This window comes from Oceanibaculum pacificum, assembly GCF_001618175.1.
GTDB classification, from domain to species: domain Bacteria; phylum Pseudomonadota; class Alphaproteobacteria; order Oceanibaculales; family Oceanibaculaceae; genus Oceanibaculum; species Oceanibaculum pacificum.
The window spans coordinates 1-9311 of sequence record NZ_LPXN01000021.1 but is presented as its reverse complement, the minus strand read 5'-3'; the positions used below and the strand labels follow the sequence as shown (position 1 = coordinate 9311).

Here is a 9311-nt window from a genome sequence, read left to right as displayed (position 1 = left end):
TGGGGCTTGGGGCCGGGAATGACGCAGTGAGAGACAGGGACGCTCAATGCTGGTGGATCTGCGCGTGCAGCGCCTTCTGCTCGGCGGTGGCCTCGGTCTGGTGCTTGGCCTTCCATTCCTCGTAGGGCATGCCGTAGACGATCTCGCGGGCCTGGTCGTAGCCGACATCGAGGCCTTTCTCCTTGGCGGCGGCGGCGTACCATTTCGACAGGCAGTTGCGGCAGAAGCCGGCCAGGTTCATCAGGTCGATATTCTGCACGTCGGTGCGCGCCCGCAGATGGTCGACCAGCGCGCGGAACGCGGCGGCCTCAAGCTCGGTGCGGGTCTTCGGGTCGATATCGGTCATGTCTTTCTCCCGGTGACGTCTCGTTCACCCTGAATCTCGGGTCGCGGGCGCCGCATGTCAAACCGTCAGGCGATGGTTTCCGCGATCAGCCCGTCGACCACCGCCTTCAGGGCGTCGGCGCGCGCCGCGCCGGCGGCGGTGGCGGCGGCGAAGGCCTGGCGCTGGCGGTGCGCGCTGGTGCCTTCGGCCAGGATCGCGCGGGTCGCCTCCACCTCGGCACGGCAGCCCAGCGCGTCGGCATCCTCGCGCACCAGGGCGATGATCTCCTCCAGCAGATCGGCATAGGGCACGATCTGGCCCTTGCCGAAATCCACCAGCCCCTCGTCCAGCCCGTAGCGCTGGGCGCGCCAGCGATTCTCGTTCACCAGCATGTTGGCGTAGACCCGCCAGCGCTGGTTCATGCCGCGCAGCCGCCACAGCATGCGCAGCAGGCAGACATAGAGTGCCGCGATCGACAGGCCGTGCTCCAGCTTGGTGCAGATGTCGGTGATGCGCATTTCCAGCGTCGGGAAGCGCGAGGAGGGGCGGGCGTCCCACCACAGCTTGGTGCCGTCCTCGATCAGGCCGGCGGCGACCAGCACGTCGACATGACGCTTATATTCGCCCCAGCTGGCGAAATGCTCCGGCAGGCCGGTGCGCGGCACCTCGTCGAACACCGAGACGCGGTAGGACATCAGCCCGCTATCCTCGCCGCCCCAGAAGGGCGAGGAGGTGGACAGCGCCAGCAGATGCGGCAGGAAGTAGGAGACCTGGTTCAGCAGGTCGATGCGCAGATTCTCGTCCTCGATGCCGACATGGACATGCATGCCGCAGATCACCAGCCGGCGCGCCACCGTCTGCATGTCGCGCGCCAGCGTCTCGTAGCGGTCGCGCGCCGTGTGCTTCTGCGCCTGCCAGCGGGCGAAGGGGTGGGTGGAGGCGGCGATGGGCGCGAGCCCGTGGCCGGCCGCCACCTCGGCCACCGCGCGGCGCAGGGCGCGCAGCTCGGCCCCGGCCTCGGCCACGGTGCGCACCGGCTTGGTCGCCACCTCGATCTGCGAGCGCAGGAATTCCGGCATCACATCGGCCTCGATGCGCGCCTTCACCTGCTCGATCATATCCTCCGGCGGGTTGTCGACCAGATCGCGGCTCTGCCGGTCGACCAGCAGATATTCTTCCTCGATGCCGAGGGTGAAGGAGGGGGCGGCGGTCATGTCTCTTCCCGGAAGGAGCGTTGCACGGCGGGATCGGCCAGCACGGCGGCCACCGCGTCGCCGAAGATTTTCGCCCAGCGCCCGACCCCGGCCGCGTCGCAGATCAGGTCCTGGCGGATTTCCACCAGCACATGCGGCAGGCCAGCCGGCTCGGCGTGATGCTCCAGGGTAAAACCCTCCGGCTCGCGCGCCGAATAGGGTTCGTTATCGCCAACGCACAGCGCCGGGTCCTGGCGCAGATGCGCCATCAGCGGCTCGGCCAGCCGGCCGTCGCGGTTCCACAGGATGCCCAGATGCCAGGGCCGCTCCATCTGCTTGAACACCGGCGTGAAACTATGGATCGACAGCAGCACCGGCATCTCCCCGGCGGCGCGGATCGCCTCGATGCGCGCCGCTATCTCGCCATGGTAGGGCTTGAACAGCCCGTCGATGCGGCGCTGGCGGGCGGCCTGGCTCAACCCTTCATTGCCCGGCACCAGGGTGCCGTCGGAAATTTCTGGCATGGCGCTGCGGTCGGCCGGGTCGCGGTTGCAATCGATCACCAGGCGGGAATAGCCGGTCATCACCGCCGGCGCGTCGAACCGGGCGGACAGGTGGCGCGTCACCGCCGCCGCGCCGATGTCCCAGCCGATATGCCGCGCCCGCTCCGCCGCGCTGACGCCCAGATCGCCCAGCGCGCGCGGCACCCGGTTGCTGGCATGGTCGCACAGCAGCAGGATGGGCGAGGCGCTGGCCGCATTCACCCACTCAAAGGCGGGCGGCTCGTCGGCTTGCAGCAGGGCGGGCGGGGACAGATCGGCCATTCGGGCGTCTCGCTTTGCGGGTGCCTTGACTTAGCCCCGGCGACGGCGCGCTGGCAAGAGGGCGCGGCGGTAGGGTGCCGCGGTAGGGTGCCGCGGTAGGGTGCCGCGGTAGGGTGCCGCGGTAGGGTGCCGCGGTAGGGTGCCGCGGTAGGGTGCCGCGGTAGGGTGCCGCGGTAGGGTGCCGCGGTAGGGTGCCGCGGTAGGGTGCCGCGGTAGGGTGCTGGGGGAGGCATGGAGAGGGAGGGTTCTCCCCAACGGCTTCCTTGGGCTACAATCGCGGCATCGTAAACAGGCAAGACAAGATGCCGGAAACCAGACTGACGCTGACCTCGCTCCTCTCCCCCTGGATGTCGGAGGCCGTGCAGGCGCCGACACGGCAATCGGCGGCGGTGCCCTATCGGCTGGTCGACGGGCAGCCGGTCTTTCTGCTGATCACCTCGCGCCGCTCCGGGCGGTGGATTTTCCCGAAAGGCGGGTTGGAGCCGAACCTGGAGCCGTGGGAGAACGCCGCCAAGGAAGCGCTGGAGGAAGCCGGGGTGGAAGGCGATATGGGCACGGTGCCGCTCGGGCATTATCGATCCGTGCTCAGCGACGCGGCCCATACCGTGGTGCGGGTCGCCGCCTATCCGCTGCATGTGCGCAGCCAGCGCGAGGCCTGGGACGAAAAGGGCGAGCGCCATCGCCACTGGGCCGTGCTGCCGGAGGCAAAGCGCCTTCTGAACGATTCCGAGATGGCCCGCATCGCCGACCGGCTGGCGCAGCGGGCGGTGAACCTGGCGTTAGAGCATCAGGGCCGCAAGCAGTAGATACAGCACGCCCGACAGCACCGCCGTCGCCGGCACGGTGAACACCCAGGCGGCGACGATCTGCAGCACATGGCGGCGGCGCACCAGCCGCCGGCGTTCCCGCCGCCGGTATTTCGCGACCGCTTCCTCCGGGCTGGCATTCAGCCGGCCGGCATCGATGCCGATGGCGCGCACCGGCACCAACTCGCTCTGCAATCTCCGGTTCGAATAGAATTCGCGCAGAAAGCCGACGCCGAAGATGGCACCCACGGCGATATGGGTGGAGGAGACCGGCAGGCCCAGCGCCGAGGCGAACAGCACGGTGATCGCCGCCGACAGGGCGACGCAATAGGCCCGCGTCTCGTTCATCTTGGTGATCTTCTCGCCCACCGTGCGGATCAGCCGGGGGCCGAACAGCGCTAGACCCAGCGCGAGGCCGATGGCCCCAATGGCCAGCACCCAGACCGGCAGCTCCAGCTCCCCCGCCGCCGCGCCGCCATTCTGCAACACGGCGACGATGGCGGCGAACGGCCCGACCGCGTTGGCCACGTCGTTGGCGCCATGGGCGAAGGACAGCAGCGCCGCCGCGCAGACCAGCGGCAGGCGGAACAGCCGGCTGACATGCCGCTTGCGATTCTCCATCCCGCGCGAGCGCTGGCGAATCCACGGCCGGGCGGCCAACCAGACGAGGATCGCGCAGCCCAGCCCGATCGTCAGCACCAGGCCGGCGCCCGGCGACCAGACCCGGCGCAGCCCCTTGGTCGCCAGATAGGCGGCGAAGATGCCGGCCATCGCCGCCACCAGGATTGGCACCCAGCAGCGTGCCGCCGCGATGCGGTCCTTGCGTTGCAGGATGGTCTTGCGGATGAGGGCGAGGAACAGTGCGGAGAAGATGCCGCCCAGCACCGGCGAGATCACCCAGCTGGCCGCGATGGTCCCGATGGTCGGCCACACCACGACGCCGAAGCCCGCCGCCGCGATGCCGGCCCCGACCACGCCGCCGACCACGGCATGGGTGGTCGATACGGGCGCGCCCAGGATGGTCGCCAGATTGACCCACAGGGCGGAGGCCAGCAGGGCGGCCAGCATGACGAAGACCAGGCTGCGGCCTTCCAGCGCGGTATCGGCGCGCAGCAGGTCGTTCGCCACGGTGGAAACCACGTCGCCGCCGGCCAGCAGCGCGCCGGACGCTTCCGCCAGGGCGGCGATGACCAGCGCGCCGCCCATGGTCAGCGCCTTGGCGCCCACCGCCGGCCCCATGTTGTTGGCGACGTCGTTGGCGCCGATATTCAGCGCCATGTAGCCGACGATGACCGCCGATATCACCACCAGATAGCCGTAGGGCCCGCCCTGGAACGTCACGCTGGTCCAGGCCGCCGCGCCGACCAGGAACACGACGGCGATGCCCAGCGGCGCCAGCGACCGGGAGGTTGCGTGGGTCGCCGCCTCCATCCGGTCGAGCTTGCGGAGATCCTTGTCGAGCGCCGTCTTGCTCATTGCCGCCCGTGTCCGGGCTGATGCGCTGCCGTCACGTCAGGCCTTGCGGTCGGCGCAAGCGCCGGCTTGTCGGTATCCGATGATCATGGCTGTTCCCTTCGCGGCCCGAATCAGGGGCATAGCCATACACGCAAAGGCGGCCGGTATTCCAGCGCCTAGAACCGGCAGCCCCGGGTTCCGGGCGGGTTCCGGGCTGTGCTCTGGGCCGGGGTTCAGGATCGGGCTTGCTCGACCAGCGTGGCGGCGGCGGCGCGCGCCGAGGCCACGGCCGGCGCGCCGCGATAGACCGCCGTCGCCGTCGCGCCCTCGAACAGCAGCAGTATCTGTTCGGCCAGCGCTGGATTCTCGCCGCCGGTCTCGTTGATCACGATCAGGCGGATTCTCTCGCGAAGCTGTTCCTTGTGCGCCGACAGGGCAGCGGCGATTTCCGGCGTGTCGCCGCCGGTTTCGCCATGGGCGCGCAGGAACAGGCAACCCCGGCTACCCTCGACCCGCACCCAATCCCCCAGCGCGGCGAAGAGGCCGTCGACGCTGCGCACCGCCAATCGGCGCTGGAAGCGCCGGTCCCGCTCCGACAGGACAGCGGCGATGAGCGCTGTCTTGCTGCCGGCATGCTTGTACAGCGTGCGGCTCGACATGCCGGTCGCCTGGGTCAGCCGGTCGATCCCGGTGGCGGTGAAGCCGTGTCGGTCGAAGAGACGTTCGGCGGCGGCGATGAGCTTTGTTTTGATATCCATGAGTCAGATGTAAAACGATCGTTTTACATTTCAACCCCCGTCGCGCGTTCCGGTCCTTACGTCATCTCCGGCGTCCAGACGAGAACACGGTCGCGGCCCTCCTCCTTGGCGGCGTAGAGGGCGCGGTCGGCGCGGTCGATCACCGTCTTCAACGGCGCGTCGGCGCTGAGCGGCGTGACGCCGAAGGAGCAGGTGACCCGCAGGGTGCGGCCGCCGCCGATATCGATGGCTAGGTCGGCGATGCGCCGGCGCAGCCTGTCGAGGATGGTCAGCGCCGAATCCACCGTGCATTCGGGCAGGCAGAACAGGAATTCCTCGCCGCCATAGCGGTACAGCCGGTCATAGGGCCGCAGAATCTCCAGGAAAGTGTTGGATATCTGGCGCAGCACGGCGTCGCCGGCCTGGTGGCCATGGGTGTCGTTCACCGCCTTGAAGCGGTCGAGATCGGCCATCGCCACGATGCAGCTTGTCTTGGCGCGCGAGGCCCGTTCGCGCTCGCGCATCAGATCCTTCATCATGTCCTGGCGGGTATGCGCGCCGGTCAGCGGGTCGAGGTCGGAGGCGACTTTCTGGAACGCCTTCTGCAACCGGTGCGACTGGTCGATGAAGCGGTTCACCTTCTCCATCAGCGCATCATATTCCTGGGCCGGCACCTTGGGGTCCTTCCAGGCGCGCTTGGCCAGCAGGGCGGCGAGCTGGTGCAGCGCCTTGTGCGTCTCGATCAGCGCCGCGAAGGCCGGCTGGGCGACCAGCGGATCGTCGTGATGCAGGTCGCACCAGCTGCCGAAGCCGCACAGATAATGCGCATGGTCGGAGACGATCTCGGTCGGCGGCTCCACCTTGCACAGGGCGGAGCGGTGCCAGCGCGTCATCCAGGCCAGATGCTCCGCCACCGCCGAATCGAGCTGGCGCAAAATATCCTCATGCGTCAGCGGGCGCTGCGCATCGCGGCCTTTCGGCTTGGTCTCGAAAGCGGCCATGGCGGTCTTCAGACCTTGATACCGAGCATGCGCAGTAATATCGGCCGTTATGACGGCAAGAACAACCGTGCCACGCCGGTATTCCGCTCAGCTCGCCAATTCGTCACGGTCGCGGTACAGATCCAGCGCCTCCGGGTTGGCCAGCGCCTCGATATTCTTGATCGGCCGGCCATGCACCACGTTGCGCACGGCAAGCTCGACGATCTTGCCGCTCTTGGTGCGCGGAATGTCGGCCACCTGCACGATCTTCGCCGGCACATGGCGCGGCGTCGCGCCGCTGCGAATCTGCTGCTTGATGCGCTTTTCGAGAGCCTCGTCCAGCGTGATCCCGTCGCGCAGCTTCACGAACAGCACGACGCGCACGTCGCTGTCCCAATCCTGGCCGATGACGATGGCTTCCAGCACCTCCGGCAGCTTTTCCACCTGGCGGTAGATTTCCGCCGTGCCGATGCGCACCCCGCCGGGGTTCAGCGTGGCGTCGGAGCGGCCATAGATGATCATGCCGTCATGTTTCGTCAGCTCGACGAAATCGCCATGGCACCAGATGTTCGGGAAGCTGTCGAAATAGGCGGCGCGGTATTTCGCCCCGTCCGGATCGTTCCAGAAGCCTATGGGCATGCAGGGGAAGGGCTGGGTGCAGACCAGCTCGCCCTTCTGCTCGCGCACCGGCCTGCCCTCGTCGTCGAACACATCGACCGCCATGCCGAGGCCGCGCGCCTGGATCTCGCCGCGCCAGACCGGGCCGATGGGATTGCCCAGCACGAAGCAGGACACAATGTCGGTGCCGCCGGAGATCGAGGACAGGCATATATCCGGCTTGATGCCCGAATAGACGAAATCGAAGCCTTCCGGCGACAGCGGCGAGCCGGTGGAGGTCATCGCCCGCACGCTCTTCAGGGAATGCGTCTCGCGCGGCTTGAGCCCGCTCTTCAGCACCGCGTCGATATATTTGGCACTCGTGCCGAACAGCGTCATGCCCTCGGCATCGGCATAGTCGAACAGGATGCGGGCGTCGGGATGGAAGGGCGAGCCGTCATAGAGCAGCAGCGTCGCCTCGCAGGCCAGCGCGCTGACCAGCCAGTTCCACATCATCCAGCCGCAGGTGGTGAAGTAGAAGACGCGGTCGCCCGGCTTCACGTCGCTGTGCAGCTTCAGTTCCTTCAGATGCTGGATCAGCGTGCCGCCGACGCCATGCATGATGCATTTCGGCACGCCCGTGGTGCCCGAGGAATAGAGGATGTAGAGCGGGTGATTGAACGGCACCCGCACGAACTCCAGCACCTTCGGCTGATATGGGGCAACGAATTCCGCATAGGGCACGGCCCGCTCGATGCCGGTCAAATCCATGGCCTCGCGGGCATAGGGCACGACGACGACGCGCTTCACCGTCGGCAGTTGCGCCGCCACCTCGCGCAGCTTCGCCAGGCAGTCGATGACTTTGCCGTTATAGTGATAGCCCTCGACCGCGATCAGCACCGTGGGTTCGGTCTGGCCGAACCGGTCCAGCACGCCCTGCACGCCGAAATCGGGCGAGGCGCTGGTAAAGGTCGCCCCCAGCGCGCTGGCCGCCAGCATGGCGATCACGGTTTCCGGCAGGTTCGGCATATAGGCGGCCACCCGGTCACCCTGGCCGACGCCCTCCGCCTTCAGCGCCTGCGCCAGGCGGGAGACCGCCTCGTTGAGGTCGCGCCAGGACAGGCGGCGCTTCACCTTGTCCTCGCCCCAGAACACGATGGCGTCGCTGTCGTCATTCTTGCGCAGCAGATTCTCGGCGAAATTCAGCTTCGCATCGGGGAAGAACTGCGCGCCGGGCATGCGGTCTTCATCGATCAGGACACGGCGGCCCTTCTCGCCGATCACGCCGCAGAAATCCCAGACGAAATCCCAGAATGCCGGGCTGTTATCGACCGACCAGCGCCACAGGGACGGGAAATCGCCGGTCTTCGCGCCGTGCCTGGCCTCCAGTTCCGCCATGAAGCGGGTGACGGTAGTGCTGGCGATACGGTCGGGCGAGGGCTGCCAAAGGGGCGTTTCGATGGGGGGCTTGTCGGTCATCGGGCGGCTCAGCTCTTCGATTTCGGGGCCACGCGGAAGGGGCGAACCTCGATCTTCTGCCAGACGCCGCCGGTCACGTAGGGGTCGTTCTCGAACCAGGCATCGAAGGCGGCGCGGTCGGGAAATTCGAGCAGCGCCATCGAGCCGATCATCCGGCCCTCATCGTCGAGGATCGCGCCGCCGGTGATGCCGTGGCCGTCGGCCACCAGCTTGTACCAGCCTTCCAGATGCTTCTCGCGCACCGCCAGCCGGCGCTCCAGCGCCTTGTCGTCGGCGCCGTCATAGGCTGTCACCAGGAACTGCATCGCCTTGGCCTCCCTCCGCTGCTTTGTCTTCGGTAATAGCGTGCCGGGCGGCGTGCGCGCAAGGTCAGGCCAGCCGCAGCAGCGTCGCCCCCAGGCAGATCAGCACCAGCGGCGTCAGCACCCGGCGCAGCGCCAGGTACCAGCGCGGCAGCAGCCCGCGCTGCACGGCGCGGATATCGGCGGCCAGCGTCGCCAGGAATCCCGCCATCAGGATGATGATCGCGGTTGGCGCCGGCGGCATGATGGCGATCCAGGCGATCAGGGCCGGCGTGACCGACCAGGCCATCCAGCCCCACTGCCTGCCGCCCTCCGGCCGGGCGAGCGCCGCGCCCCAATGCACCGCCCCCAGGAAGGACAGGATCAGCGCGGCATAGGCCACCTGCATGTCCTGCGCCGCCCGGTTCAGCGGCTCGATCAGCAGCCACCCGCCGACAGCGCCGGCGACGAACGGAATCAGACCCGCCAGACCCAGGATCAGCACCGGCCTCGGAATGCCGGCAAATTGCGCGTCGAGTTTCATGGCCGGGAAGATAGGCCAGGATCGCGCGGGCGGCCAGGGGGCTCCTCTCGCCCAGGTCTCCCCTCACCAGGGGTCTCCCCTCACCCAGCT

Annotated in this window: 10 protein-coding genes; 1 reads left to right on the top strand and 9 read right to left on the bottom strand. The window is 68.0% G+C overall.

The genetic code is table 11. From position 1 onward, the window contains the following. Window positions 1-43: 43 nt before the first annotated feature. From AUP43_RS02335 to AUP43_RS02325, 3 genes are all read right to left on the bottom strand, one after another. Window positions 44-346: a DUF1244 domain-containing protein gene (locus tag AUP43_RS02335; RefSeq protein ID WP_067552142.1), complete on the bottom strand. Its 303-nt coding sequence runs from the start codon at window positions 344-346 to the stop codon at window positions 44-46. A 65-nt stretch (window positions 347-411) separates the two neighbouring features. Continuing rightward, window positions 412-1539 carry a carboxylate-amine ligase gene (locus AUP43_RS02330; RefSeq protein WP_067552139.1) on the bottom strand — a complete coding sequence of 376 codons (1128 nt, stop codon included), beginning with the start codon at window positions 1537-1539 and terminating at the stop codon, window positions 412-414. Then, window positions 1536-2342, bottom strand: coding sequence for an N-formylglutamate amidohydrolase (locus AUP43_RS02325; RefSeq protein WP_067552136.1), 807 nt, complete (start codon window positions 2340-2342; stop codon window positions 1536-1538). Before AUP43_RS02325 ends, AUP43_RS02330 begins: the two co-directional genes overlap by 4 nt. Before the next feature lie 302 nt (window positions 2343-2644). Here AUP43_RS02325 and AUP43_RS02320 point away from each other — a divergent pair, with 302 nt between their 5' ends. Beyond that, window positions 2645-3148, top strand: coding sequence for an NUDIX hydrolase (locus AUP43_RS02320; RefSeq protein ID WP_157089193.1), 504 nt, complete (start codon window positions 2645-2647; stop codon window positions 3146-3148). Here the strand turns inward: AUP43_RS02320 and AUP43_RS02315 are convergent. From AUP43_RS02315 to AUP43_RS02290, 6 genes are all read right to left on the bottom strand, one after another. Further along, the gene (locus AUP43_RS02315) at window positions 3122-4624 is read right to left on the bottom strand and encodes an inorganic phosphate transporter (RefSeq protein ID WP_067552130.1); all 1503 of its coding nucleotides are present in this window, start codon (window positions 4622-4624) and stop codon (window positions 3122-3124) included. The genes AUP43_RS02320 and AUP43_RS02315 overlap by 27 nt on opposite strands. A gap of 212 nt (window positions 4625-4836) precedes the next feature. Further along, window positions 4837-5361, bottom strand: a complete 525-nt coding sequence (locus tag AUP43_RS02310; RefSeq protein ID WP_067552127.1) for a TetR/AcrR family transcriptional regulator — start codon at window positions 5359-5361, stop codon at window positions 4837-4839. Between the two features lie 56 nt (window positions 5362-5417). Next, the gene (locus AUP43_RS02305; protein ID WP_067552123.1) at window positions 5418-6341 is read right to left on the bottom strand and encodes a diguanylate cyclase; all 924 of its coding nucleotides are present in this window, start codon (window positions 6339-6341) and stop codon (window positions 5418-5420) included. Window positions 6342-6428: 87 nt separating this feature from the next. Further along, window positions 6429-8396, bottom strand: coding sequence for an acetoacetate--CoA ligase (locus AUP43_RS02300; protein WP_067552120.1), 1968 nt, complete (start codon window positions 8394-8396; stop codon window positions 6429-6431). 8 nt (window positions 8397-8404) lie between these two features. Then, window positions 8405-8701 (bottom strand): YciI family protein, encoded by a 297-nt coding sequence (locus tag AUP43_RS02295; RefSeq protein WP_067552116.1) that lies wholly within the window; start codon window positions 8699-8701, stop codon window positions 8405-8407. Window positions 8702-8765: 64 nt separating this feature from the next. Beyond that, window positions 8766-9221, bottom strand: a complete 456-nt coding sequence (locus AUP43_RS02290) for a DUF3429 domain-containing protein (RefSeq protein WP_067552113.1) — start codon at window positions 9219-9221, stop codon at window positions 8766-8768. Between the last annotated feature and the right edge of the window lie 90 nt (window positions 9222-9311).